Source organism: Bifidobacterium pullorum DSM 20433, assembly GCF_000771405.1.
In the GTDB taxonomy this organism is placed as follows: Bacteria; Actinomycetota; Actinomycetes; order Actinomycetales; family Bifidobacteriaceae; genus Bifidobacterium; species Bifidobacterium pullorum.
In genome coordinates this window covers 1-25234 of the sequence record NZ_JDUI01000009.1, presented here as the reverse complement: position 1 = coordinate 25234, position 25234 = coordinate 1, and the positions used below count along the sequence as shown (strand labels likewise).

The window sequence follows — 25234 nt, the reverse complement described above, 5'->3', positions numbered from 1 at the left end:
ACGCCATATGTGAAGCGGAGCAAACCGTCTCAGTGTTCCTCGGGGACTCGGATCATCGCCTCCTGGGCCATCACGGCCACCAGCGAACCGTCCTGCGTGTAGACCTTCGCGGCGCCCAGACCGCGGCCGTGACCGGCGGTGGGGGTGTCCTGCACATACAGGTGCCATTGGTTGATGTCGATGTCGCGGTACCACCACATCGAATGGTCGATCGAGGCGTAGGAGATGCCCGGCGTCATCAGGCTCAGCCCCGCACGGCGCAGAATCGGCTCCAGCATGATCTGGTCGCAGCCCAACGCCAGCATCGCCCGATGCATGATCTGCGGCGCGTCCACATGCCCGGCCGCGCGCATCCACACCATCTGCTTGCCGGAATCGTTCGCGGCACTCTTCCTGTCCGCGCCCAGCATCACGGTGCGGGTCACATGGCGGATGTCGAACGGGGACTTCTCGGCGTAATATCGGGCAAACGGCGACTGGTCGGCGAACGGCTGCATCAACTCGCGCGCGCTGGTCAGCGTCTCCGGGTCGGGCACGTCCTCCGGCATCGGGTCGGAGAACTCCACGCCATGCTGGCCGTGCTCCTGGAAGCTGGCGATGGCGGTGAGGATCGCACCGTCGGACTGCGTCACATTGACCCGACGGGCCGAGAACGAACGGCCGTCGCGCAGCGATTCGACGTCGAACAGCAGATCCTGGTGGATGTCGCCGGCCTTGATGAAATACCCGTGGATGGAATGCGGCAGACGGGTGGGGGAGACGGTCTTCGAGGCCGCGACCACGGACTGCGCGATGACCTGGCCGCCGTAGACGCGGCCGGTGGGGAAATACAACGCCTCACCCTGGATGTAGGTGTGGCCGCGATCTTCGGACGGCTCTCCCAGCCCCAGCACCTTGAGGAGACGCTCCATGGCGGTGGTTTCGTTGGTCATCGATTGCTCCCTCCGATTGCTTACACTGTGAATCAAGTACTGTGATGCAGTCTAGTCGCTGATGGTAACGGCGCATGACCGTGCATGTCGGAGGCTTGTATGGGCTGGAGCCGCATACGGCTCCGTTTCCCGTGTGGTTGTTGTACTCCCGCGTGCGTGTTGTCGTTTTCATGCGACAACACGCACGTGAGGTGGTGTCTCAGCGTCCGTGTCGTCGCCTTTATGCGACAACACGGCGTGCGGCGGTCGTTCCAGCGTCCGTGTTGTCGCTGGTATATGACGAAACGCCGCCGGACGGGTCCGGAGTGGACACCGTTCGGCGGCGTTTCGTTCGTATGGATGTCTGGCGTCAGCGGGTCAGCTTGCGGTGCAGACGGTGCGGACGGGCCGCATCCTCACCCAGACGGGCCACCTTGTTCTCCTGGTAGGCCTGGAAGTTGCCCTCGAACCAGTACCAACGGGCCGGGTTCTCGTCATCGCCCTCCCATGCCAGGATGTGCGTGGCAATGCGGTCCAGGAACCAACGGTCGTGGCTGATGACCACGGCGCAGCCGGGGAACTCGATCAGCGCGTTCTCCAACGATTCGAGCGTCTCGACGTCAAGGTCGTTGGTGGGCTCGTCGAGCAGCAGCAGGTTGCCGCCCTGCTTCAGGGTCAGCGCCAGGTTCAGGCGGTTGCGTTCACCGCCGGAAAGCACACCGGTCAGCTTCTGCTGGTCGGAACCCTTGAAACCGAAGCTGGCCACATAGGCGCGGGTCGGCACCTCCACGCCGCCGACCTCGATGAAGTCCAGCCCGTCGGAGACAGCTTCCCACAGGTTCTTCTTCGGGTCGAGGCCCGCGCGGTTCTGATCCACATAGCTGATCTTGACGGTGTCGCCCACGGTCAGCTCGCCCGAGGTGAGCGGCTCCAGACCGACGATGGTCTTGAACAGCGTGGACTTGCCGACGCCGTTCGGGCCGATCACGCCGACGATGCCGTTGCGCGGCAGCGTGAAGCTCAGGTCGTCGATGAGCACACGGTCGCCGAAGGCCTTGTGGATATGCTTGGCCTCCAGCACCTGCGAGCCCAGACGCGGCCCCGGCGGAATCTGGATTTCGGAGAAGTCGAGCTTCTTGGAGTTGCGCGCCTCCTGCTCCATCTGGTCGTAGCGTTCCAGACGGGCCTTGTTCTTGGCCTGGCGGGCCTTCGGCGAGGAGCGCACCCACTCGAGCTCGGACTTCAGGCGCTTGGCCAGCTTGGCGTCCTTGGCGCCCTGGATCTCCATACGCTTGGCCTTGGTCTCCAGGTAGGTGGTGTAGTTGCCCTTGTACGGGTACAGGTGGCCGCGGTCCACCTCGCAGATCCACTCCGCCACGTTGTCCATGAAGTAGCGGTCGTGGGTCACGGCGATGACGGCGCCCTGATACTGGTGCAGGAACTGCTCCAGCCACAGGATCGACTCGGCGTCCAGGTGGTTGGTGGGCTCGTCGAGCAGCAGCAGATCCGGCGCCTCGAGCAGCAGCTTGCACAGCGCCACGCGGCGGCGCTCGCCGCCGGAGCACACGGAGACCGGGGTGTCCGGATCCGGGCACTGCAGCGCGTCCATCGCCTGCTCGAGCTGCGAATCCAGATCCCAGCCGTTCGCGGCGTCGATCTCGGTCTGCAGCGCGCCCATCTCCTCCATCAGCGCGTCGAAGTCCGCGTCCGGGTTCGCCATCTCCTCGCCGATCTGGTTGAATCGGGCGACCTTTTCGGCGATCTCGCCGAACGCCATCTTGATGTTCTCGCCGACGGTCTTGGTGTCGTCCAGCGGCGGCTCCTGCTGCAGGATGCCGACCGAGAAGCCCGGGGTCAGATACGCCTCGCCGTTCGAGACGGTCTCGATGCCGGCCATGATCTTGAGCAGCGTGGACTTGCCCATGCCGTTCGGGCCGACCACGCCGATCTTGGCGCCGGGCAGGAAGCTCAGCGTCACATCGTCAAGGATCGCACGGTCGCCGTACGACTTGCGCGCCTTGATCATCTGGTAAATGAATTCAGCCAAAGTGATCCCATCCTCTAGGAATTCGATTGGTCACATACGTTCACCATTATTCCCCAAGCGGTCTACTTTGCAGTGTCTTGGCAATCGGCTGCAGGGTGTCGAGAACGACCGAGTACACGTTGTTGCCGTAGGCCTCGAGAAACGTGCGGGTGTCTGCGGTCCGGCGGACCTCTGTGCTTACTATGTTTTCTGAATTGATATCTTGGAAGAATGTGAGTCGGTTTTCGTGATGACTTCGTCGGACCGGATCACGATGCGAGTTTGCGACGCAATACCTTGAGGTAATTCTGCTTGAACGTACGCCAGTCTCCAAACATCTTATGATCGGTATTGGTGCTTTCTCCGGCTTTGAATTTCAAGGCGGTTAGTTCAATGGTGCACATGAGATCGGCGGCTTGTTCAAGGCGATAGTCTTTGGGATCGGCCTTACGGTAGACGACCGCGTCCTTGGAGAGCGCGTAGCCGATGGAGGCCTGCAACGCATTGGTGACGACCTGCTGACCGTTGTCGTAATAGATTTTGATGGCGTCATATGACTGGAACCGGTCGAGGTGTGTGAGCAGGTAGTTGGCTAGATCGCGTTTTAGTTGGGCTTCGAAACGATTCTTGTCTCCGTCGAATTTACTTTTGCGATGTTCGAACGTCACATATGTGAACGGTAGGTTCCTTGCCAATGTGAAGAATGCGACGAAGAGGCGTTTGCGGTCGGCCATGGATAGGGCTTCATAGTCGTCATGCCCGTTGAGCAACAGTCCGGCGTGGAAAGGAATATTGGGTAACGAAGCGTCCGCGAGATGTTGTTCATAGCGTTCGACGTGGGGACTGATTAGCTCGGACTGGTCATGGAATACCAAGGTGATGAGATAGTATTCGGACAGTTTGCCCCATTCGCCGGATTCGTCGACCATGATACTCAACTCGTTCACCGTCGACCCCCAAAGAAAAAGAAGTGCCGGGGGAATACCCCCGGCGGCTTGGAGCCTTCCTTATCGCTAAGAGAAAGCACTCTGTAGTGTATCTACAGAAGCTCGTTAGCACAAGTTTGCTCAAGATGACACGGTCTTGGGACAAGCGATGATCTCAATCACAGTGACCCCATCCTCTAAGAATTCGATTGGTCACATACGTTCACCATTATTCCCTAAAACGGATTGCGGGCCGGGCGAACGTCGTCAGGCCATCTGCTACGGGCGGGAAACGTTGGTCCTAACTTCAGCTATAGGGGGATGGCGGGCGTCGGCTCAGATGATGATGCCGTTGCAGTGATCGACCTCATGCTGGATGATCTGCGCGGTCCAGCCGGTGAACGTGGCGTGACGGTCGCGCATACAGCGGTCCTGGTAGTCGACCTCGATGCGTCGGTACCGCAGCGTCCGGCGCTCGCCCTTGAGCGACAGGCAGCCTTCGGAGGTGTCGAACGCGCCGTCGGCGGCGGTGATGCGCGGGTTGAAGATGACGGTGATGCGGCCGCCCATCTCCTCGTCCACGAACGCGATGATCGCCTTGGCCTCGCCGATCATGTTCGCCGCCATGCCGACGCAGCGGCTGCGGTTGGCCTCCAGCGTGTCGCGCAGGTCGTCGGCGATGGGCAGGTCGTCGGCGGTCGCCGGCTCGGCCGGCCGTCGCAGGAACGAAAGCGACGTCATGATGGGACGCTGCATAGGAACTCCTTTACAGGGACAATGATGCCGGTCGGTCGGGGCCGGCGATGACGGCGTCGCGGCGGTTTGCGGCCCACCGGCGATGTGTCACCAGCTTATGTCGGGGTCGCCGACATGGCCGGGTCGGTTGCGTCGCGGGCGGAATCCGTGCCGGGGCGCCGCCGTCGGATGGTTCGCGGCGGTTGTCGAGAGGCGGTCCTAAAAATGGTTTGCAATCAAACCAATTGGCATGCGGCGGACGTCGCGTGCGGTCGGAAGCCGCATGCGGGCGCAATCATGTGCGGAAACATATCGCCCGCGGTCGGAGCCGTATGCGGAGATACGTCGCGAGCGGTCGCAACCGCGCGCGGGAAAACGGGGCGTGCGCGGCCGGAGCCGTGCACGGGAAAGGACCGCCATGCTGGATGACGAGGTGCACTTCCTGCTGATGCGGGCGTTCAACAGCAGCAACCGCGCGGTCGTCGAACGCACCGGCGCGATGGGGCTGCTGCCCGGCCAGCCGAAGGTGCTCGAATACCTTTCCGAGCACGACGGCAGCCGCGCCACCGACATCTGCGCCGGCTGCGTGCTCGACAAATCCACGATGACAAGCCTGCTGTCCCGCATGGAGACGGCCGGGCTCATCGAGCGTCGCCGCAGCGAGACCGACGGCAGGGCATCGATGGTATGGCTGACCGCGCACGGCGCCGAAATCGCGCGCCTCATGCGCGAGTCCATCGCCGGGGTCGACGACGCGGCGATGGAGGCGTTGGGGAAGGAGGACTACCGGCGGCTCGCCGCGCTGCTGCGCAGGGCGACCGTCGCCTTCGACCGGTGCAAGACGAGCCGCGGACCGGAACGGCCGGCCTCCTGACGGCACGCGCCGTCGATCTCCGCGCCGGCGGATGCCGATGGCGATGACGCGGAGACGGACGCCGGGCGGTGGGCCGCATCGCCGGATGATATGCCGGCGGCGTCCGACGATCGACATGACAACCATGACGGAGAAGGGAGCAACAAGCAATGAACCATATCGTGGCGCGATTCGCGTTCTTCGTGCTGGGCGTGGCCATCAACTCGTTCGGCATCGTGCTGATCACGGTCGGCAACCTCGGCACCTCGCCGATCTCCAGCGTGCCGTACGTGTTCAGCCTCGCGTTCCCGCAGCTGAGCTTCGGCATGACCACGTTCATCTGGAACATCCTGTTCATCATGATCCAGGTCGTTCTGCTGCGCCGCCGTTTCAAACCCTCGCAGTTCCTGCAGATTATCGCGAACATCCTATTCAGCTCGGCCATCGACGTCAGCTCGGCCATCCTGTGGTTCCTTGACCCGCAGGCGCTGTGGGAGCGGCTGCTGTGCGTCGTGCTCGGATGCCTGATCCTGGCCTTCGGCATCGTCATCGAAGTCGCGCCGAACGTCATCGTCGTGCCGGGCGAGGGGCTGGTGCGCGCACTGTCGATCGTCACCAAGGTGCGCTACGGCACCGTCAAGGTGGCGTTCGACGTGACGCTGATGGTCATCGCGACAATCTGCTCGTTCATCTTCTTCGGCCGGCTGAACGGCATCGGCATCGGCACGATCATCTCGGCCATCATCGTCGGCCTGTTCATCAACGCGATCAACAAGCTGTTCAGGTTCCCGGACCACATCCGCGCGCTCGCGCTCAGCCACGATGACCACCGCGAGACGGTCACCGTCCGCAAGTAGGGGCACGGACCGTTACCGGTCCCCGTCGGCACATGTTCCCGTCGGTGTATGTTCCGGTCGATGCGTGCTCTCGTCAGCGCACGTTTGGTGCATGCGGATGACGGCCGGCGGCCGATCCGTCCGGGTGTCGGCCGGCCCCCCCTCCATCCGCAAACCGTGGCGTGCGTGACGGAAGTTCCGTGATTCACAGAGGCAACGATGGCGGCCGTCGTGATCCGCGGCTCAGCCGGCGCACAGCGGCAGCATCAGCCGTTCGTGTACCGCGGGGCGGATCACGTTGTCGAAGTCGCCGGTCTCATGGCACTGCATCGCCACGACCAGTCCCTGCTCCGGCAGCACGGTCGTGATCTGCCCGTAGGCGCCGTCCGCGCGGAACGCGCCCGGATACGGCGACATCCAGAACTGGAGACCGTACCCGCATGTCCACACGTTCGTGACCGGCGTGTCGATTCGCTTCGACGAGGCGAGCCGCACCCAGTCCCCGCCCACGATGCGTCGGCCGTGCCAGAGGCCGCCGTTGAGGTATACCTGCCCGATCTTCAGCATGTCGCGCAGCGTCATGTGTATGCCGCCGCCGGCGATGTGGTGCCCCTGCGGGTCCGCCTCCCACAGCGGGAAGCCTTGGTCGAGCTGGTCGAACACCGTGCGGAACACGTACTCGCCCAGACGCTCGCCGGTCGCCCGCTCGAGCATCCGCCCGGCCAGATCGGAGTCAGCCGACGAATAGCAGAAGCGTTCGCCGGGCTCGGCCTCGACCGGCTGCGAGAACATGTAGGCGAGATAGTCCGGCGCCCCGACACCGGCGCGGCGGTCCTCGTTCATCAGATAGGGGTGGTCGAAACCGCTCGACATCGTCAGCAGATGCCGCAGCGTGATGCGCCCGAGGCGTTCCGGCGCGTCCTGCGGCACATAGTCGGGGAAGGCGTCGGCCAGCCGGTCGTCCAGCCCCAGCAGCCCCTCCTCGACCGCCACGCCGATCGCGGTGACGACGTAGCTTTTGGTGTGCGAATAGATGTTGCGCGCCAGATCGGGCGCGAAGCGATGCTCCCTGACGACGCGCTCGCCGTCGGCGATGGCGACGCCCTCGATCCCCAGCCCGCCGCGGTCCTCCGCGTACCGGACGAATTCGTCGAACGTCTCGATGCAGCCCATCACGGCCCCCTTCTAATCCTCCGCCGGCGAAGGCCCGTCGTCCCCCGTGCCGCCGTCCGTGGTTCCCTTGTCCGTCATCCCGTTACCCGCAATCCTGTCGTTCGCGGTCCCGCAATCAGCCGGGCCGCCATCCACGATCCGGTCATTTGCCGTTCCGACATCCATGATCCCGTCGGCTCCTGCGTCCCCACTCCCGGCGATCGCGTCGAGAACCGGTCGCAGCGTGGCGAAGTCGACCATGTCGACCGCGCCGCCGTACGTCTCGTTGAACATGCGGGTGTCGTCGGTCCACTCGTCCTCGGGCACCCGTTTCTCGTGCTGCCACATCATCCACATCATCGCCCGATGCTTCGGGCTCAGCGCCGCGTAGTCGATGCCGCCGCGCAGATGGAAGCATTCGACGTGCGCCGCGACGGCGGGCGGCAGCTGGCCGTCGACGACGGCGCGCAGGTGCTCGGCGTTGCCCGGGATCGCCGGGTCGCCCAGCCCGACGGTGACCACGATCACGCGCGGACGCCGGCTCGCCTCGGCGACGGGGTCGTCGTCGCGCGGGGAGCGGCGGATGCGCTCGGTGGCGCGCACGAGCCGCGCCATGGTCCGCTTCAGACCCGGCATGCCGCCGGCGAACACCGCGCCGAGATACACGATGACGTCCGCGGTGACCAGCGAGACATCGTCGACCGTGACATAGGGAACCGCGGCGGTGCCCAGCAGCCGCGCGAGTTCGTCGGCGTACCGTTCAGTGGTGCCATATCTGCCGCCGTACACAATCAGGGTGTCCATCGCATCCTCCTTGATGTCGGCCATCCTCGTCGATGGCAGGTGGCTCCCATTGTACGGGCGGCCGTGGTCCGCGGACGGCCCGGATGCCGGTCCGGTCGCGGCGGGCCGGCCCGTGGCTCGAATGACGGCGCGGGAACCCGCTAGCCCAGACGGATCAACGCGATGCCGGCGACGGCGACGACGATGCCGGCGATCTGCACGACGCCGACGCGGCGCCTGGCCACCGCGAACCATCCGAACGTATCGATGAGCAGGCCGCCGATCACCTGGCCGAGCAGCGCGACCAGCACGGTCAGCCCCGTGCCCAGCAGCGGCGACAGCACCGAATTGGTCAGGACCACCAACGAGCCGAGGAATCCGCCGAACCACATCCACCACGGGTTGCCGCCGCCGAATGCCCGGTGCAGTCCGAAGCCGCGGTCATGGACCAGCACGATCACCAGCAGCGTCAGTAGTCCCACGAGGAACGAGACGAACGATGCCTTGATCGGCGAACCCAGCTCGGTGCCCAGCCGTCCGAGTATTGAGGTCTGCACCGCCGAGCACATGCCGCACAGCATACCGATCCCGCGCCACAGCCATATCGCCGGGGACATCCGCTCGTCGCGACGGACCTGAACGCCGGTTCCCGTGCCGTCGTCCCCGCCGCCATCGGCCCGGGGCCCCTCCGTCCGTCGGACGCCGCGTTGCGGCCGTAGCCGGCCGCCGTACACCAGGTCGGCGACGACGATCGCCAGTGCGAATCCGACCGCCGCCAGCACCGCGCCGATCGCGCGCGCCACGGTCATCGGCTGTTGCGGACTGCCGAACCAGCCGAATTCGTCGATGAGCAGGCCCATGAGAATCTGACCCAGCACCGGCATCATCACGGTCTGCAGGCTGCCCAGTTTCGGCAGCAGCAGTATGTTCCCAGTCATGAAGATCACGCCGAACAAACCGGCCAGCCACATCCACCACGGGCCGGCCAGCGCCGATGCCGGCAGCAGCGGGTGCGGTCCCAGCGTTAGCGAGGCGACGAGCGTCACCAGCGTCCCGACGGTGAACGAGACCAGCGATGCGCGGAACGGCGTCCCCACGGCCATGCGCAGACGACTGTTGACGGCGGTCTGGATCGGCGTGACGGCGCCGACCATGACTCCCAGAAGCAGCAACGGCATACGCAACACCTCCCACGACCGATGATAGCCACGGGCGCGGGAAATGATTGATGTTTGACGGTCTACCGGAATCGCGCTACAATCAGAACCGCAAAATTCAAGTGGACTTTTCCGGATTCGGTCATCTTTTTGCCACGTGGCTATCTTGTGATAGCCACGTGGCTTTTTTGTTGTCCGCATTCGGAATGCCGATGGAATGGAGGATGGTGTTATGGACAATGACTTCCTGTCTCTTATCAAGACGCGTCGCGCCGTAAGGGCTTATACAGATGAACCGGTACCATCCGATGTGCTGGACGCCATACTGGAAGCGGGAACTTACGCGCCTACCGGCGGCGGACGCCAATCTCCCGTCATTGTCGCGATCACGAATCCCGAATACCGGCAGGAGATAGCGAGACTGAACGCGGAAGTGATAGGGAACGAAACGGACCCTTACCATGGCGCACCCGTTGTGGTTTTGGTTTTGGCGAATGGCTCCGCGAATACCTTTGTGGAGGATGGGAGCTGCGTTCTTGAAAATATGATGCTGGCCGCCCATGCGCTCGGATTGGGCACCGTGTGGGTGCATCGGGAGCGTGAGATTTTTGACGGAGAAAAAGGCAAGGCTCTTCTGCGGGAATGGGGGCTTCCGGAAACCTTGCGCGGCGTCGGGGCGATTGCATTGGGTTATCCGGCCAGGGAGCCCGGTCGGCCCGCGGCTCGGAAGCAAGACTACATCGTACGGGTCTGACATCCGTTATCCGGCGCGATTCCCTACATCGGATAAGCGGAGAGGAGGAAAATATGCGAACCGAAAACAAAATGGCCGTTGAGCCCGTTGGAAAACTCATTTGGCAAATGTCACTGCCGCCTCTAATTTCCATGTTCCTGCAATATTCCTATAACCTGATAGACAGTGCGTTCGTGGCGCAGCTGAGCGAGAATGCGCTGACGGCGGTCTCCCTGTCGTTCCCGATCACGACTCTGATGAACGCGGCCTCCATCTGGATCGGCGTCGGCGTGAACGTGCTGATCGCCGGGTATCTCGGAAGGAAAGAGCAGGACAAGGCGAACGCCGCCGTCACGCACGGGTTGCTGCTGTCTTTCGGCATCGGCGCGTTGCTCACCCTGGTGTCGCTGTGCATGATGAGGCCTTATTTTCGGGCGTTCACCGGCAATGAGGAGATCTATCGGCTGAGCATCGCCTATATGGGCGTATGTTCGTTCATGCAGATTCCCAACATGGTGCATATCGCGATCCAGAAGATGATACAGGCCACAGGGAATATGGTGACCCCCATGTGGTTCCAGATCGCGGGGGTGGTCGTCAATTTCGTTCTCAACCCCGTCCTGATATTCGGCATCGGCGTCTTCCCGGCCATGGGCATAGTCGGTTCCGCGTCGGCCACCGTGTCGGGCTATTTGGTATCCATGATCCTGGCGTTCGCCCTGTTGCTGGGGACGAAGCAGAAAGTGCAGGTGAAAGTCAGAGGATTCCGTCTGCAAAGGCGGATGATCGGCCGGATCTTCGTCTTTGGGCTGCCGTCGTTCATCATGAATGCCCTCAGCTCGTTTATGGTGACCATCGTCAACCTGTTTCTGGTCGCGTATTCCGATACGGCAATCGCGTTCTTCGGCGCGTATTTCAAGGTGCAGCAGTTGATCGTCATGACGGTGAACGGTTTGATTCAAGGCTGCCTGCCTGTCATGCGGTTCAACTACGCCGCGGGGAACAAGGAAAGGCTGCATTTGGCCTTCCGATACGGAACCGTTTTGGTCACCGGCATGATGGTGCTGGGGACACTGGTCGTCGTCCTCCTCCCGGCGCAGATCCTGGGATTGTTCATGGCATCGGAAGCCATGCGTTCGTTCGGAATATCCGCCATGCGGATCATGGCGGCAAGCTACCTGTTCTGTGGCCTCTCCACGATGATCTCCACCTATTTCCAGGCCACGGAGAAGGTATATTCGAGCATAGCGATCCAGCTGTGCAGACAGTTGCTGTTTCTCGTCCCCGCGTTATGGTGTCTGGATAGACTGTTCCGGTTGAACGGGATCTGGCTTGCATTCCCCGTCGCCGAAATCGCCGCCCTGCTCGTTGCCCTCGTGATGATGGCATGGTATCGCCGCAAGGAAGGTTCCACGCCGCGTGTCGCGGACGGAAACGATGGACAAACGTCGCGACGTTGATCGTTAACGGGCGATCATGCCTGGCAAGTCGTCGTTACCGGCGTGCACGGGCGTCGCGGGTGCACAGCCGGTAATATTTGTGCGGCGTGGGTATGGCATCGCCCGATTCGACCAGCCCTTTGTTCATCAGGCTGCGCAATCCCGCCGCCACGGCGATCGGCGAGAGGCCGAGATCGCGGATGATGTCGCGCACGCTGGCCGACGGCTCGCGTTCCAGCAGCTGCAGGATGCGCTGCGCGAACTTGCGTTCGGTCATGGCGGCGTCGGTCACGCGTCCGGGGATGATGACGCGGAACCGGTCGAGCTCGTTCTCGATGCGTACCGGTTCGCGCGCCTCGCTGCGCAACGCGGCGCTGATCTGCAGGTATCCGGTGCCGTCGTCCCGCAGTACGGTGCCGCCGTCCGGGTACGGGGTGGACTGCAGCAGGGAGAACAGGAACGCGTTGCGCGCGGACGTGGACGCCTCGTGCGTGAGCCGCCGTTTGGAGACCGCGCCGAACAGGCCGCCCGGATTGGAGACCTCGATGCGGTCGGTGAACACATCGACGTGCACCGGCGTGCCGAGCGCGTCGGGGGAGTAGTCGCGATGCGTCAGGGCGTTGGCGATGGCCTCGCGCAGCACCAGTCGCGGATACATCGGCGGCTGCGTCGGATGCGTGCCGGATTCGGCGTCCGTGGGGCTGGCGGTCCAATCCATCAACGAAGTGACTGCATCGTCGATCATGACCGGGATAGGGCCGGTGATGGTTTCGGATGCGACGAGCTGCGCGTCGCCCCTGAATACGTCATCGCGTGAGGTTCCGGGATATACGGCGACGGTGACGGCGAGTCGGGGGAAGAACTTCTGCGGATATCGACCAACGGCAAGTATTCCGGCGAGCGTGGGGCTAGCGTGGACTTGCGCTCCGTTGTGAGACTTTTGGTCTTCATCATCCTCTTCTACGGGTGGTTGGCGCAGGATGCGCAGATCCAGCATCATGTCTTCGTCGGATCGGTTCGCGAATACGTGTGGGTGTCGTTCACGTTCGCGTTCGAGCAGCGCGTGGACGAGCGTCGGGTTCAGATCGTCGAGTGTGGCTTCCGGCACGAGTGCGATGTCATGCTCCGGCTGACGTTGTTCCTCAAGCAGACGATCGACTTCATACGTGGTCATCTTGCGGTCGCCGTCGCCGGTGCGGATATAGGAGCCGCCGTGTGGGCCGATTGAAGAGATGAAGCAGGGTTTCTCCCGCGGCAGCATCTCATCGATGACGGCGAACACCAGGTTCGCTCCCTCGAACGGGCAGGTCACGATCACCGGGCGGACCACCGGCGTGAGCTTCTCGCAGGCCTGGCTCAGCGCCTCCTGCATCGCTCGGGCGTCGAAGTCCTCGACCGGCGTGAACCCGGCTTTCTCACTCAGTCCCAGGATGATGTACCCACCGTTGCCGTTGGAGAACGCGGACAGCGTTTCGGTGATGGTGGAGCTGATCTTGCGCTTGCATTCCTTGACCTCGCACTGTTGGGTGTCGTTGCCGATGATGCGCATCAGTTCGATGAGCTCGGTCATTTTGGCCGTGTAGTCGTCGTTGTCCATCGTGTCTCCAGGGAGTGTGTCATTGCTGCCCGGCGACGTTGTATTCCGGTCGACTCCGGTTGTACTCCGGTCGCACTCCGGTTGACTCCGTCTGTACTCCGTCTGGCTCCGGTTGTATTCCGGTTGACTCCGTCTGCCGTGGGCTCCTGCCACTATCCTATGCCGGCGGCGACGCATGCGTGACGATGGCGACCGCGGGAGTCGCGACGTCCGCGAGTCGGATACGGTGAAGCCGCGGCGGAACGTTCCTGCCGCGGCTTCACCGTCGTATATGATCGCGCGGAATGCGACTACAGCACCGCGTCCATCGCCTGCCTGAGGTCGGCGATGATGTCGTCGGCGTTCTCGATACCGCAGCTCAGGCGCACCAGATCGATGCCCACGCCGGCCTCATCGAGCTGCTCCTCGGTGAGCTGACGGTGCGTGGTGCCGGCCGGGTACAGCGCGCAGCTGCGAGCGTCGGCCACATGCGTGGCGATCGAAATCATCTTGAAGTGGTCGAGCAGCGCGGAGACCTTGTCGCGGCCGCCGGGCACGCCGAAGGAGATCACTCCGCAGGTGCCGTTCGGCATGTACTTCTTGGCGGTCTCGTAATACTTGTCGCCGGGCAGGCCTGGGAACTGCACCCAGCTGACGCGCGGATCGGCGGCCAGGAATTCGGCCACCTTCTGCGCGTTCTCGCAGTGGCGCTGCATGCGCACGGCCAGCGACTCCAGATGCATGCCCATGATCCACGAATTCATCGGCGCCGGGGTGGAGCCGAAGTCGCGCATCAGCTGCGCGGTCGCCTTGGTGATGAACGCGCCCTTGCCGAAATCCTTCGCGTAGGTCACGCCATGGTAGGAGTCATCCGGCGTGGTCAGGCCCGGGAACTTGTCCGCATGAGCCATCCAGTCGAAGTTGCCGGAGTCCACGATCGCACCGCCCACGCAGGAGCCGTGGCCGTCCATGTACTTGGTGGTCGCATGGGTCACGATGTCCACGCCGTACTCGAACGGACGGCAGTTGATCGGGGTGGGGAACGTGTTGTCCACGATGATCGGCACGCCGTGGTCATGCGCGGCGGAGACGAACTTGTCGAAGTCGAGCACGATCAGCGCCGGATTCGAGATCGATTCGGCGAACACGGCCTTGGTGTTCGGTTGGAACGCGGCGTCCAGCTCCTCCGGCGTGCAGTCGGGGCTCACGAACGTGCACTCGATGCCCATCTTGCGCATCGTCACGTTGATCAGATTGAACGTGCCGCCGTAGATCGCTGACGAGGCGACGATGTGGTCGCCCGCATTGCAGATGTTGAACAGCGCGAAGAAGTTCGCCGCCTGGCCGGACGAGGTCAGCATCGCGGCCGCGCCGCCCTCCATCTCGCAGATCTTCGCCGCCACCATGTCATTCGTCGGGTTCTGCAGGCGGGTGTAGAAGTATCCGGACTCCGACAGGTCGAACAGTCGGCTCATCTGCTCGCTGGACGTGTACTTGAACGTCGTGGCCTGGATGATCGGCGGGGTACGGGACTCGCCGTTGCCCGGCTGATAGCCGCCCTGTACGCATGTGGTATCGATCGCGCTCATTGATGCTCCTTCTATTGTTGCCGCGATGCCGCTCCGCCGCGTCGTCTCGACGGCGCACGGCCGCATCGCCGGCCATGGTCCTGGCTACGCATACTCTAGCACCGGGCGGCGGCACGGCCCCGCGGAAAACCGGCGGTCCGGTATTCATATCTTCTATGACGCGTTATCATCGTCCGGTGAACAAGACGAACAAGGGTATGCGTGGCGGAATCGGAACAGGTGCCGTGCGGGGTGCCGCAGGCAAGGGGGGCCGACCGGTGTCGGGCGGGCGCCAGGTGACGCAGACCCCGCAGGGCGTGACGGCGATGGTGGTCGCCGAAGTGGTGTACGGGTTCTTCCCGCTGTACTGGGCGGCGCTCGCGAATATCTCGTCGATGAACGTGATGCTGTACCGCATCGTGACCGCCGCCGTGGTGATGGTGCTGTTCATGCTGGCCACGCGGCGCTGGCCGCGGTTCGTCGCCGCGGTGAAGGCGCTGTGGGCGCGCCCGAAGGTGTTCGCCGCCGCGGTGGCCGCCGCCGTGCTGGTGACGATCGACTGGGTGGTGTACATCTACCTGGTGTCGATCGGGCACACCTCCGAGGCCAGTGCGGCGAACTTCCTGATGCCGCTGATCAACATGCTGCTGGCGTTGGTGTTCCTGCGGGAGCGGACGACGGGGCCGGGCGTCGTCTCCATGCTGGTGGCGCTGGCCGGCGGCGTGCTGTACGTGATGGACACGGGCGCGTTCCCGGGGTTGGCGATGCTGATGACGTTCAGCTACAGCGGCTACTGCCTGATCAAACGTTTCGTGCCGTTGGACCCGTTCGAATCGCTGACGTTCGAGACTGGCGTGCTGACGCCGTTCGCGTTCGTGGCGCTCGCCGTGCAACCGCGGTTCGGCGTGCCGGCGGGGGAGTCGTGGTGGGGGTGGCTGCTGCTGGCCGGCTGCGGTATCCTGACGGTGATCCCGCTGGTGCTGACCTCGTATGCGGTCAAGCACGCCACGTTCATCACGGTGAGTTTCAGCCAGTACATCACGCCGACGATCCAGCTGGTGCTGGGCATTGCGGTGCTGGGCGAACAGGTGCCGGCCAGTCGGTTCATCTCATTCACGGTGATCTGGCTGGCGCTGGTGATCTACTCCGTCGACGTGCTGCGCCAGCACCACCGCCGTCTGACGCTGGGCTGAGGAATGGCGTGCCTTAGTCGTCGAGCAGCCAATCCACGATGTTTTTCCCCATCACGCCGTTGCGGGAGTACGGGAATGGATCCAGGGAGAGAACGGTTTTGGGATAATTGTCGTTGATCGCTTCCAGGGAGCTGAACTCTCGCTCCTGTGTCGCGTTGTCGGAACAGAGATGCGTGACCTGGTAATATTCCGTCATCGTATCTTTGGTCGCGATGAAATCGACTTCTTTTTGCCCGACTTTGCCGACTGCCACACGATATCCACGTCGGCGCAGCTCCATGTACACGATTCCTTCCAGCACCTGGTCGATGCCGGCCGTGTTGTTCATGCCGATGGCCTGTCTGAGGCCCTGATCCACCACGTAATACTTTTCATTGAATTGCAGAATGCGTTTGCCGATAAGATCCTGCCGCGGTGCACGGTAGATCAGATAGGCTTGCTCGGCGGCGTTGAGATAGCTGGCCACGGTTTCCTGAGAGGTGGAACGGCGCTCGCTTTTCAGATAATCGGCGATGGATTTCGGGGTGATCAGGTGTCCCTCCTCCGAAATGGCGTACCGGACGATTCGTTCGAGCAGGTCGACGTCACGGATGTTGTTGCGTTTGACGACGTCCTTGAGCAGGATGGTGGAGAACAGGTCTTCCAGATACTTCAACGATGAGGATTGATCGAATTCGAGTTCCGTCTGGAACGGGAAGCCGCCTTGTTCGACGTAACGGCGAAACGCGGCATGGGAGTCCACTTCCGGTTCGTTGTTGCGCAAGGCGGCAAGGAATTCCTTGAACGAGAGGGGGAAGACGTTAATGGTGACGTATCGTCCGGTAATGAATGTCGCCAGGTCACTGGAAAGCACATACGCGTTGGATCCGGTGATGTACATATCGGCGTTGTAATCAACCATGAATGATCGTAGCGCTTTTTCCCAATGTTCGACTTCCTGGATTTCGTCGAATAACAGTGTGACCGGGCGGGTTGCGTCGGTGTGCGATGCAACGTAGTCAACGAGGTCGTTGTCGGTGCGGATATCGGCGTAACGCTCCGATTCGAAACGTAGATGCAGGATGTTGCTTTCATCGGCCCCGTGGCTGATGAGAACGGGTTTGATGAGGTCCAGGAGCGTGGATTTTCCGGATCTGCGAACGCCTGTGAGGACTTTGATGACGTTCTTTCCGATAAAAGGGGTGATTTGTTGGATATATGTCGGGCGTTCGACGATCATGATGCTCTCCACGAAGTTGCGGTTATGATTGAAACTATTATGTATTATACAAAAAGTTTCGGCTATGACCGAATCTTTGTGGTTGCTGTCCGCGCGATGCGGTTATGGCTTAATGCGTAACGGTTATTGGATGTGGCATGGGGGTGTTTCTCCAGAGTTCGGAGACTCTGGAGAAACACGCAATCCGTGTCAGGCGGCGGTGGCGGCCAGGTAGCCCTCCTCCACGGCGCGGTTGATGTCCGCGGCCTTGCCGTTGCAGTCGCCGACCAGCGTGACCTTGATGCCGTGTGCCTCAAGCGCGCCGGTGTCGAAGGCCACCGGCGCCGTGCCGGAGGCGATGACCACGCAGTCGCAGGGGATGCTGATCGCCTGGGTCTGCGGTTCCGGGGCGTCGGCCGCGGGCACCGGCGCGGGGGCGCCCGGGCGTCCGGCCGGAGCTGGCGGGTTCAGCGTTTCGGTGGCCTCCACGGCGTCGGCGGTGATGCGGTCGACCTTGGTGTTGGTCTTGACCACCACGTTGTGCGCCGCGAAATCCTCCATGATAAACGGCTTGACCGTGCTCGACTCCTCGGCGGCGATCTGCCCCATCATCTCGACGATGGTGACCTCGCAGCCGTCCTGGGCGATGTACTCGGCGGTCTCCGCCCCGACCAGGCCGCCGCCGATGACCACGACGCGGCCATGCGGGTGCTGTTCGCCGGCCAGCACCTTCCAGGAGTCCATCACATGCGGCATGTCCACGCCCTCGATCGGCGGCGTGGCGCAGCGTCCGCCAACCGCCACGATGACCTCGTCGGCTCCGTCCGCGATGAGCCGTTCCGGCGTGGCCTCGGTGCCGAGCAGGACGTTGACCCCCGCCGCGGCCACGGCGCGCTCGTACCAGCGGGTCGCACGGTTCATCTCGTCCTTGCGCGGCGGCACGGCGGCGATGCCGAGCTGGCCGCCGAGATGGTCCGTCTTCTCGTACAGCGTCACGTCATGCCCGCGCAACGCGGCGACACGCGCCGCCTCCATGCCCGCGGGGCCGCCGCCGACCACCGCGATCCTCCGCGGCGTCTCGGCCGGTGTGATGACGCGCTTGTACTCGTAGCCGTTCTCGGCGTTGAGTACGCAGGAGATGAACCGGCGGCTGGCGATGGCGTCGGTGCAGCCATGGTTGCACATGATGCACGGGCGGATCAGATCGGCCTGGCCTGCGGCCACCTTGTTCGCGTAATCGGGATCGCACAGCATCGGGCGGCCGAGACCGATGAAGTCGCACACACCCTCCTCGATGAGCCGGGCGCCGTCCTCCGGGGTCATGATGCGGCCCGCCGTGGAGACCGGCACGGACACGGCCTCCTTGATACGGCGGGCGTAGGGTGCCATGAAGCATTCGGGGCGCGTGCCCATCGCGGGGATGGTGTCGTTGAGATTGCCGGTGTGGTTGGCCTGACCGACATGGAAGGTGTCGACGCCGTCGGCCTCGAGCAGTTTGGCGAGTTCCACCGCCTCGTCGATGAACAGGCCGCCACGGCCGAGCTGTGGGTCCTCGGTGATAATCGGCAGCTTGTAGTCGATGCAGATGTCCGGCGATCCCTCGCGGATGGCGCGTACGACGGCGCGGGCGAAGCGGGTGCGGTTCTTGAAGCTGCCGCCGTATTCGTCGGTGCGCTGGTTGATCAGCGGCGAGCACAGCGAGCCGACCAGACGGTCGCCGTGCACCTCGATGGCGTCCGCGCCGGCCTGCGTGGCGCGGCGGGCCAGTGCGGTGATATGGCCGAGGATCTCCTGAAGCCGTTCGCCGGTGACCTCGTTGATGTAGTGCTGCATGTCATGGTGCAGCTTGGCGCGTGCGCCGGCCATGTCGCCCTTGGCGAACAGTTCGGCCACGGCCACCGTGTCATACTCCGGGTGGAACACCTGCAGGCCGAGCTTGCAATCGAACTCGTGCAGCGCATCGGCCAGCGCCTTGAACGAGGGGATCTGCTCGTCGGTCACGAGCTTGGGCGTGGGGGAGATGGTGTGCACGGGGGTCACGTCGCCGAGCACGATGTAGGAGGCGCCGCCTTCGGCCACGCGCTTGTAGAAGTTGATGCTCTGCTCGGTGATGGAGCCGTCGCGCGCCTCATAGCCGGTGGTCATCGGCGGGAACATGATGCGGTTCTTCAGGGTCATATGGTTGATCTCGAGCGGTTCGAGCAGGGTGTGCAGTGCCATGTGGTGCTCCTTTGCGTGTCGATGGACGATGGATGCGCCGTGGTGACGGCCGGCCTCAACGCTGTGGGTGCCGTGAGGCGAGGATCTCAACTTCGAGATGTCAATACTTCACTGTTGATGCGCACATTATCACCACAAATATGCGCAACATGTAATTGATGCATGGCGTGTGGCGCATCAACGGGACGGCGGGGCAAGTGTACAAAACGCGAACGCGCGAAGAACGCTTGACGACTATGAACCGTGGGTGTGGTACGGTACGGAACCCCGTTGATGGGTTTGGGCGGTTGCATACCACGTGATTGTGGTACGGAATGTTGGAAGACGCGTTTTGGGGATGCCGTACCACGCAGTTGTGGTACGGAATGCTGGAGGCGGGGTTTTGGCCGTTCCGTACCACGTGGTTGTGGTACGGAATGTCGGAAGCGGGGTTTGGGTGTTCCGTACCGTACCACGGGCCGTTGGGTTTTGGGTGGGTGTTGGGATTTCGGGGTTTCTGCATCATGGGGGTGAGTGTGGTACGGTACGGAACCTCTCTGGGGGAGTTTGGATGGTTCCGTACCACGCGGTTGCGGTACGGAACATGTTGGGGGGGCGTCCGTGGGATTTTGTACCACGCGGTTGTGGCGGTGGTAAGTAGGATGGGCGGCTGGCCGGGAAGCTGCGGGTGATTGATTGGGATGTGGTCGGCTGAAAAGGTGCCATACGGCGCGAAACGCCGATAAAGTTAAACGAATTGACATACTTGGGTAAATGGTCTTACTATGTATGCAACGGCGGACCACAAGGACGCCGACACAATAACAGCTCGAATCAACAGCAAAGGAGCAACCCATGGGTCTGTGGGATGTTGACAAGATCGAATACGTCGGTCGCCAGAAGGGACCGCAGGAGGGCCTGGCCTTCCATTACTACGACGCCGATCGCGTCGTCGCCGGCAAGAAGATGAAGGATTGGCTGCGCTTCGGCGTCGCTTGGTGGCACACCTTCGATCAGGAGCTCGTCGATCCGTTCGGCACCGGCACCGCTCACCGTCCGTGGTACGGCAAGTACTCCAACCCGCTCGACGAGGCTCTGGCCAAGGTCGACTACGCCTTCGAGTTCTTCACCAAGCTCGGTGCCGAGTACTTCTGCTTCCACGACCGCGACATCGCTCCGGAAGGCGACACCCTGCGTGAGACCAACGCCAACCTGGACAAGGTCGTCGACAAGATCGAGGAGAACATGAAGGCCACCGGCGTCAAGCTGCTGTGGAACACCTCCTCGCTGTTCACCAACCCGCGCTTCGTCTCCGGCGCCTCCACCTCGCCGTTCGCCGACATCTACGCCTATGCCGGCGGCCAGCTGAAGCACAGCCTCGAGATCGCCAAGCGCCTGGGCGCCGAGAACTATGTGTTCTGGGGCGGCCGCGAAGGCTACGAGAACCTGTGGAACACGCAGATGCAGCGTGAGCAGGAGCACATGGCCAAGTTCTTCCACATGTGCCATGAGTATGCCAAGGAGATCGGCCTGGACGCCCAGTTCCTGATCGAGCCGAAGGCCAAGGAACCGACGATGCATCAGTACGACTTCGATGCCGCCACCGCCATCGCCTTCCTGAAGACCTACGACATCGACTTCATGAAGCTGAACCTCGAGGGCAACCACGCCAACCTGGCCGGCCACACCTACCAGCATGAGATTCGCACGGCCCGTGAGGCCGGCGTGCTCGGCTCGCTCGACGCGAACCAGGGCGACAAGCTCATCGGCTGGGACATGGACGAGTTCCCGACCGACCTGATGGAGACCACCACCGTGATGTGGGAGGTCATCGACGAGGGCCAGATCGGCCCCCACGGCGGCCTGAACTTCGACGCCAAGCCGCGTCGTACCTCCTTCGACGCTGAGGACCTGTTCCGTTCGCACATCGCGGGCATGGACACCTTCGCCGCCGGCCTGCTGGTCGCCGCGAAGATGCACGAGGACAAGTTCATCCAGAACCTGCAGGCCGAGCGCTATGCCTCCTACGACTCCGGCATCGGCGCCACCATCGAGGACGGCACCGCCACGCTGGCCTCCCTGGAGGAGTACGCTCTCGACATCCCGCAGGCCAAGCTCATCGAGGCCACCAAGTCGGATCACCTCGAGTCCGTCAAGGCCACGATCAACAACTACATCATCGACGCCCTCGCCGAGGCGTGATGATGCCGGGCCCAGGGCCCGTGCCAAACGGTGAACGCCACCGGCCGGACATGCGGTAAGGTCCGGCCGGCGGCCATCGCCGGTCATTTATTCTTACTCCTTTCTCCTTTTCCTTCCGATTGATCGAGAGAACGCCTGCGGGGCAACCCGTGGGCGTTCTCCCGTTTCAGCGGGCCGAAAGTTTCAACTGTTCGGTACAACGCTGTATGAAAGTTTCGAAGCCAGAACGTCCATCACCGGCCGCAGGCCGCCACTCCCAAGGATCAATGACGATGACCACTACCCCTTCCACCATCACCACCATCACCAACCCGGTCCTGACCGGCATGTACCCCGACCCGACCTGGATGTGGGATGCCGACAACAACCGGATCGCCATGGTGAACTCCTCGTTCGAGCTGGTCCCCGGTCTGCCGATCCACGTCTCCGACGACCTGGGCCGCTGGACGCACCTCGCCGACGCCATCGACGAGGCGATGGCGCGCCGCCTGCTCATCCCGTTCGTCGAGGATTCCGGCGGCGTGTACGCGCCGACGCTGCGCAAGGTCGGCGGCAAGTACGTGATCGTCTGCACCATCGCCCGCATCGACGCCGATGCGGCGCGCCGCGGTGGGGTGTCGGACGACGAGCTCGAGGCCGCGGCCCGTGCCGAAGGCAACTTCGCCATCACCGCGGAACGGCTTGAGGGCCCGTGGTCCGGCCCGTACTGGATCGACGGCGCCGAAGGCATCGACCCGGACGTCTTCGAGGACGCCGACGGCTCGGTGTACTGGACGCAGACCCGCCCCGCCGTCGACCCGCAGTGGGAGGGACAGACCGAGGTCTGGACGCAGCGCATCGATCCCGAGACTTGGACGCTGGTCGACGATGGTGAGGCGGCCGGCTGCGGCAAGACCGTGATCTGGCGCGGATACGGCGTCGAGGCGGTGTGGGCCGAGGGGCCGCACCTGTACCGGATCGACGACTACGTGTATCTGATGACCGCCGAGGGCGGCACCAGCTTCGAGCACAGCGAGATGGTCATGCGCGTGTTCGCCCCGAACGGGCTGAAGGCGGCCATGGGGGAGTTCGAGCGTGACGTCCAGGCCGGCGGAACGCCGATCCCCACGCCGCGCGACAACGAGCGCTGCGTGCTGGACACCCACCGCCGCCTGTTCCATGCGAACAAGAAGAACCCGATCCTGACCCACCGCCAGCTGGGCCTGGCCGAGCAGGTGCAGTGCGTCGGCCACACCGACCTGATCCATCACCCGCGGCTCGGCTGGTGGATCGTGAGCCTCGGCGTGCGCGAGACCAAGGGCGCCGACCCCGGCGAGCTGCTGAGCTATCTGGGGCGCGAACCGTTCATCGCCCCGCTGACCTGGGAGCACAACCCCGCTGATTGGAAGCTGGATGGCGGCGGCGCCCCCTCCACCCCGCAGGGCGATCCGGGGTGGCCGGTGGTGGCCCCCGGTCTGGGCCGCCTGCCCAAGCGCATTGCGATCGCGCAGGATGTTCCGGCCGGGCAGTTCCCGCCCGCCGACATGGTGCTGGTCGAGGACGATCGCGCCGCGCGCGTCGCCATCGGCGCGTCCGTGTCCGATCCGGTGTCGGCGGATGAAGCCCGCCCGGTGATGGATGTGGATGGCACGGCCGTGGAGATTATCCGCGCCGAGCGCGGCGTGCGTTACGCCCGCGTCACGTCCGACGACTGCGTGATCCCCGTGCCCGCTTGCGGCACGCTGATCATCCGTCAGAATTCCACGCATCATGTCACGGTGCGTGTGGAGTCGGCGGCCGATGCCGAATCCAGCCGTCGGGTGACCTGCACGATCGTGCGGGCCGGCCAGGCTGAGGAGCATGAGTATGGCCCGCTGCAGCCCGGGATGGCGGGTGTGGCTCTGCTGCTGCACCGCAATGTGCTGACGCTGTTCGCCTATGACGGCGACGTGCGCGAGGTGGCCGCGTGCCTCGCCGCCGGCGAGGACGGTTGCGCCGCGGGCGTGGCGCTCGACCGGTATGACGCGCGGTTCCTGAGCACGGAGTGGGCAGGCGGCTTCGTCGGCTGCATGGCCGGTGTGCCGGTGGAAGAGGGGAACGGTGACATCGAACGTCGATGTGGCGAATGCTGATGAGCGCCTGCCGTGGAGGCTCGTCGTCTCGCTGGTGATCGGGCCGGCCAGCTGGCTGCTGCCGCATCAGGGGGGGATCGCCACGCTGCTGCCGCAGAAGATAGCCGAGATCGACCCGGTGAACAAGGTTTCGCTGGTCATGATGTTCTCGACCATCGCGATGCTGGTCGCGCTCGTATCGAACATCGTGCTCGGTGCCTGCTCGGACCGTACCCGCACGCGGTTCGGCAAGCGCAAGCCGTGGATCATCGGCTGTTCGATCCTGTCCTGTCTGGTGTTGTTCGCGTTCGGCCGGGCCGACGGCATCGGCGCGATGCTCGGCTGGTGGTGTTTGTACGAGTTGGTGGTCAACGGCGTCGCCGCCGCGATGATCGCGCAGCTGTCCGACCGGGTGTCGGCGCGATGGCGGGGCACCGTGTCCTCTGCATACGGCCTCGGGCAGATGATCGGCGGACAGGCCGGGATTCTCGTGGCCGCACAGTTCCTTGAGAATGTGACGCTGGGCGTGGAGACCTTCGCCGCGGTCGCGCTGATCGGCGGCATCATCTCCGCGCTGTTGGCGGGGGAACGTTCGAACCTGGACGAACCGATGCCGCCGTTCAACCCGCACGAGCTGCTGAGGATGTTCATGTTCCCCACGCACGGCGCGCGCGATTTCTATAAGACGCTGGCGGCGCGGTTCCTGTTGACGGTGGGCAGCAGCATGATCTCGAACTACATGCTGTACATCCTGCAGGACTACCTGCACCTCGACCAGGACGGTGCACAGAGGATGCTGTCCATCAACTCGTCGATCACACTGGCGATCGGGCTGGTCTGCTGCCTGGCGGCCGGACCGCTCGCCGATCGGATCGGGCGGCCGAAGATACTGACGGTCATCACCGCCTGCATGATCGCCGTCGGTGCGCTTGTCCCCTTCCTGTTCCCGACCCCGGCGGGATTGATCGCATTCTCGGTGATCGTCGGCATCGGTAACGGCGCGAACTCGTCGCTGATCCAGACGATCAGCGTCGAGGTGCTGCCGAATCCGAACGCGGTCGCCAAGGATCTGGGCTTCCTCAATCTGGCGAACACGTTGGGCGGCGTCGGCGGATCGTTCGCGGCGGCGATGGTCATCAATACGGTCGGGTACGGCGGCGTGTTCGTCGGCGAGGCCGTGGTGGTGCTGGTCGCGGCCGCGTTGTTCCGGTCAATCCGCTGCGTGCGCTAGTCGGAAGGCTGAGGATCGGCATCGATGGATGGTCTTGGTGCCGATGGGCGGACGCCGCCCGGACGATGGTATGGCATGCGTCATGGCCGGTTCGATGACGACTGGCCATGGCACCGTCGTGTTGGCGTGGAACGGGGGTTCGGGTGCCGGAATAAGCGGTTTCGCTGTCCTAAACCCATCAAAACGTGACGGTTGACGATATTTGAACCCATCAAAACGTGTCGATCCGGCATCTCCTAACCCATCAAAACGTGACAAATCGACGATTCCTAACCCATCAAAACGTGCAAAGAGAGAAGTGTCTCCACTCCGTGAAATGAAAACCGGCCAACTCTGGGAACAAAAACAGTCCAACTCTAGGAACGAAAACGGTCCAACTCGGGGAGCGGCTGGTAGTAATCATTGCAATATCAAGGTTTTGGAGAG

The 25234-nt window shown here is 63.3% G+C and carries 19 protein-coding genes; 8 read left to right on the top strand and 11 right to left on the bottom strand.

Annotated features, from left to right (window positions below; all coding sequences use genetic code 11):
• Positions 1-29 precede the first annotated feature (29 nt).
• The 4 genes from OU11_RS05370 to OU11_RS05355 form a co-directional block, all read right to left on the bottom strand.
• The gene (locus OU11_RS05370) at positions 30-932 is read right to left on the bottom strand and encodes an acyl-CoA thioesterase (protein ID WP_033515064.1); all 903 of its coding nucleotides are present in this window, start codon (positions 930-932) and stop codon (positions 30-32) included.
• Positions 933-1281: 349 nt separating this feature from the next.
• Positions 1282-2958 (bottom strand): energy-dependent translational throttle protein EttA, encoded by a 1677-nt coding sequence (gene ettA / locus OU11_RS05365; protein WP_033515062.1) that lies wholly within the window; start codon positions 2956-2958, stop codon positions 1282-1284.
• Positions 2959-3206: 248 nt separating this feature from the next.
• The gene (locus OU11_RS05360) at positions 3207-3884 is read right to left on the bottom strand and encodes a DUF3800 domain-containing protein (protein WP_033515060.1); all 678 of its coding nucleotides are present in this window, start codon (positions 3882-3884) and stop codon (positions 3207-3209) included.
• A 315-nt stretch (positions 3885-4199) separates the two neighbouring features.
• Complete coding sequence (locus OU11_RS05355; RefSeq protein WP_033507690.1) at positions 4200-4619, bottom strand: peptide deformylase; 420 nt, start codon at positions 4617-4619, stop codon at positions 4200-4202.
• Between the two features lie 397 nt (positions 4620-5016).
• On the opposite strand from OU11_RS05355, the gene OU11_RS05350 reads away from it, so the two are divergent.
• Both OU11_RS05350 and OU11_RS05345 read left to right on the top strand, forming a co-directional pair.
• Positions 5017-5472: a MarR family winged helix-turn-helix transcriptional regulator gene (locus OU11_RS05350; protein ID WP_051917119.1), complete on the top strand. Its 456-nt coding sequence runs from the start codon at positions 5017-5019 to the stop codon at positions 5470-5472.
• A 149-nt stretch (positions 5473-5621) separates the two neighbouring features.
• Positions 5622-6308 (top strand): YczE/YyaS/YitT family protein, encoded by a 687-nt coding sequence (locus tag OU11_RS05345; RefSeq protein WP_033515058.1) that lies wholly within the window; start codon positions 5622-5624, stop codon positions 6306-6308.
• Between the two features lie 222 nt (positions 6309-6530).
• Here OU11_RS05345 and OU11_RS05340 read toward each other — a convergent pair whose 3' ends face one another.
• The 3 genes from OU11_RS05340 to OU11_RS05330 all read right to left on the bottom strand — a co-directional run bounded on the left by OU11_RS05340 (position 6531) and on the right by OU11_RS05330 (position 9400).
• Positions 6531-7460 (bottom strand): serine hydrolase domain-containing protein, encoded by a 930-nt coding sequence (locus OU11_RS05340; protein ID WP_033515056.1) that lies wholly within the window; start codon positions 7458-7460, stop codon positions 6531-6533.
• 12 nt (positions 7461-7472) lie between these two features.
• Positions 7473-8243 (bottom strand): flavodoxin domain-containing protein, encoded by a 771-nt coding sequence (locus tag OU11_RS05335; RefSeq protein ID WP_161782764.1) that lies wholly within the window; start codon positions 8241-8243, stop codon positions 7473-7475.
• 140 nt (positions 8244-8383) lie between these two features.
• Positions 8384-9400: a DMT family transporter gene (locus tag OU11_RS05330; RefSeq protein ID WP_033515052.1), complete on the bottom strand. Its 1017-nt coding sequence runs from the start codon at positions 9398-9400 to the stop codon at positions 8384-8386.
• A 211-nt stretch (positions 9401-9611) separates the two neighbouring features.
• Between OU11_RS05330 and OU11_RS05325 the strand changes: the two genes are divergently transcribed.
• Entirely contained in the window at positions 9612-10133 is a 522-nt protein-coding gene (locus OU11_RS05325; RefSeq protein WP_033515050.1) for a nitroreductase family protein, read from the top strand.
• 53 nt (positions 10134-10186) lie between these two features.
• A complete protein-coding gene (locus OU11_RS05320; protein WP_051917118.1) occupies positions 10187-11572 on the top strand; it encodes an MATE family efflux transporter in 1386 nt (461 codons plus the stop codon).
• A 34-nt stretch (positions 11573-11606) separates the two neighbouring features.
• Here the strand turns inward: OU11_RS05320 and OU11_RS05315 are convergent, their stop codons facing one another.
• The gene (locus OU11_RS05315; protein ID WP_033515048.1) at positions 11607-13148 is read right to left on the bottom strand and encodes an ATP-binding protein; all 1542 of its coding nucleotides are present in this window, start codon (positions 13146-13148) and stop codon (positions 11607-11609) included.
• Between the two features lie 290 nt (positions 13149-13438).
• Positions 13439-14716, bottom strand: a complete 1278-nt coding sequence (locus tag OU11_RS05310) for an O-acetylhomoserine aminocarboxypropyltransferase/cysteine synthase family protein (protein ID WP_033507685.1) — start codon at positions 14714-14716, stop codon at positions 13439-13441.
• A gap of 176 nt (positions 14717-14892) precedes the next feature.
• On the opposite strand from OU11_RS05310, the gene OU11_RS05305 reads away from it, so the two are divergent.
• The gene (locus OU11_RS05305) at positions 14893-15888 is read left to right on the top strand and encodes an EamA family transporter (RefSeq protein ID WP_206538224.1); all 996 of its coding nucleotides are present in this window, start codon (positions 14893-14895) and stop codon (positions 15886-15888) included.
• A gap of 13 nt (positions 15889-15901) precedes the next feature.
• On the opposite strand, the gene OU11_RS05300 is transcribed toward OU11_RS05305, so the two are convergent.
• Both OU11_RS05300 and bilR read right to left on the bottom strand, forming a co-directional pair.
• Positions 15902-17119, bottom strand: coding sequence for an ATP-binding protein (locus tag OU11_RS05300; protein WP_206538223.1), 1218 nt, complete (start codon positions 17117-17119; stop codon positions 15902-15904).
• A 177-nt stretch (positions 17120-17296) separates the two neighbouring features.
• Positions 17297-19306, bottom strand: a complete 2010-nt coding sequence (bilR, locus tag OU11_RS05295; protein WP_033515042.1) for a bilirubin reductase, long form — start codon at positions 19304-19306, stop codon at positions 17297-17299.
• An 834-nt stretch (positions 19307-20140) separates the two neighbouring features.
• On the opposite strand from bilR, the gene xylA reads away from it, so the two are divergent.
• The 3 genes from xylA (at position 20141) to OU11_RS05280 (ending at position 24808) form a co-directional block, all read left to right on the top strand.
• Positions 20141-21487: a xylose isomerase gene (xylA, locus tag OU11_RS05290; RefSeq protein ID WP_033508454.1), complete on the top strand. Its 1347-nt coding sequence runs from the start codon at positions 20141-20143 to the stop codon at positions 21485-21487.
• A 272-nt stretch (positions 21488-21759) separates the two neighbouring features.
• A complete protein-coding gene (locus OU11_RS05285) occupies positions 21760-23598 on the top strand; it encodes a glycoside hydrolase family 43 protein (RefSeq protein WP_052122723.1) in 1839 nt (612 codons plus the stop codon).
• A complete protein-coding gene (locus OU11_RS05280) occupies positions 23567-24808 on the top strand; it encodes an MFS transporter (RefSeq protein WP_033515040.1) in 1242 nt (413 codons plus the stop codon). The genes OU11_RS05285 and OU11_RS05280 overlap by 32 nt, the downstream gene beginning before the upstream one ends.
• Positions 24809-25234 lie beyond the last annotated feature (426 nt).

Bases quoted from the DNA above. Each gene is read 5' to 3' on its own strand.
- OU11_RS05345 (WP_033515058.1), top strand. From the start codon at position 5,622: ATGAACCATATCGTGGCGCGATTCGCGTTCTTCGTGCTGGGCGTGGCC.
- OU11_RS05310 (WP_033507685.1), bottom strand. From the start codon at position 14,716: ATGAGCGCGATCGATACCACATGCGTACAGGGCGGCTATCAGCCGGGC.
- OU11_RS05335 (WP_161782764.1), bottom strand. From the start codon at position 8,243: ATGGACACCCTGATTGTGTACGGCGGCAGATATGGCACCACTGAACGG.
- OU11_RS05285 (WP_052122723.1), top strand. From the start codon at position 21,760: ATGACCACTACCCCTTCCACCATCACCACCATCACCAACCCGGTCCTG.
- OU11_RS05370 (WP_033515064.1), bottom strand. From the start codon at position 932: ATGACCAACGAAACCACCGCCATGGAGCGTCTCCTCAAGGTGCTGGGG.
- OU11_RS05315 (WP_033515048.1), bottom strand. From the start codon at position 13,148: ATGGACAACGACGACTACACGGCCAAAATGACCGAGCTCATCGAACTG.
- OU11_RS05355 (WP_033507690.1), bottom strand. From the start codon at position 4,619: ATGCAGCGTCCCATCATGACGTCGCTTTCGTTCCTGCGACGGCCGGCC.
- xylA (WP_033508454.1), top strand. From the start codon at position 20,141: ATGGGTCTGTGGGATGTTGACAAGATCGAATACGTCGGTCGCCAGAAG.
- OU11_RS05320 (WP_051917118.1), top strand. From the start codon at position 10,187: ATGCGAACCGAAAACAAAATGGCCGTTGAGCCCGTTGGAAAACTCATT.
- OU11_RS05330 (WP_033515052.1), bottom strand. From the start codon at position 9,400: ATGCCGTTGCTGCTTCTGGGAGTCATGGTCGGCGCCGTCACGCCGATC.
- OU11_RS05350 (WP_051917119.1), top strand. From the start codon at position 5,017: ATGCTGGATGACGAGGTGCACTTCCTGCTGATGCGGGCGTTCAACAGC.
- OU11_RS05340 (WP_033515056.1), bottom strand. From the start codon at position 7,460: ATGGGCTGCATCGAGACGTTCGACGAATTCGTCCGGTACGCGGAGGAC.
- bilR (WP_033515042.1), bottom strand. From the start codon at position 19,306: ATGGCACTGCACACCCTGCTCGAACCGCTCGAGATCAACCATATGACC.
- OU11_RS05325 (WP_033515050.1), top strand. From the start codon at position 9,612: ATGGACAATGACTTCCTGTCTCTTATCAAGACGCGTCGCGCCGTAAGG.